Source organism: Escherichia sp. AM3, from assembly GCF_032029835.1.
Lineage (GTDB): Bacteria > Pseudomonadota > Gammaproteobacteria > Enterobacterales > Enterobacteriaceae > Escherichia > Escherichia coli.
The window spans coordinates 1-620 of sequence record NZ_JAVUPQ010000499.1 but is presented as its reverse complement, the minus strand read 5'-3'; the positions used below and the strand labels follow the sequence as shown (position 1 = coordinate 620).

The window sequence follows — 620 nt, the reverse complement described above, 5'->3', positions numbered from 1 at the left end:
TTTTCTGAGTAATGCCATATACTCAGGAAAGACATGGAATGGCATCAAAGGGAAAACCGGACGCCCACCCTTTTCAACGTCATTTATTGCTGATAATATGCGTTCCGACATTTTATTCCTCGCAATAGAATCAGGTGTCACGGTATCAGGTTGCCCCACAACCTGATACCATCTTTATCTTTACTTTATTAACTTCTCAATTGCTTCTTTTTTTGCTTTCTCCTGTTCTGATGGTGGGTATGCAAGGTCATACCAGTTATCAATACAATGAATAACTCTTTCTTTAGATAATCCACATTGCTCAAACCAAAATTTTATATTTCGGTTTAATGATGCTTTTGCGCTAAACTCTCTTTCCATTTTCAGACCTTTACTAAAAGGGGGAATAGCACCCCTGATTAAGTAGTAGTAAGAAGAAAATCGATGTTTTTCTTCCGGTAGAGTTTTATACGCAGTTTCAAAATCTTCGATTTTGATTGCCAGCTCATCACCAAAATCTTTTATCTGACGCTTAAAACATTCACCAGTAAAATCATTTAAAACGGGAGTTTTAAAGCCGACCATTGAATCGGTATATTCTGAATTGGCGCGAATCTCGCGAACGGTGACGGTTTTTTTAC

Annotated in this window: 1 pseudogene; it reads right to left on the bottom strand. The window is 37.6% G+C overall.

What is annotated here, in order from left to right:
- Positions 1–405: 405 nt before the first annotated feature.
- Positions 406–620 (bottom strand): annotated as a pseudogene (locus RTW80_RS26855) (hypothetical protein); the annotation flags it as partial.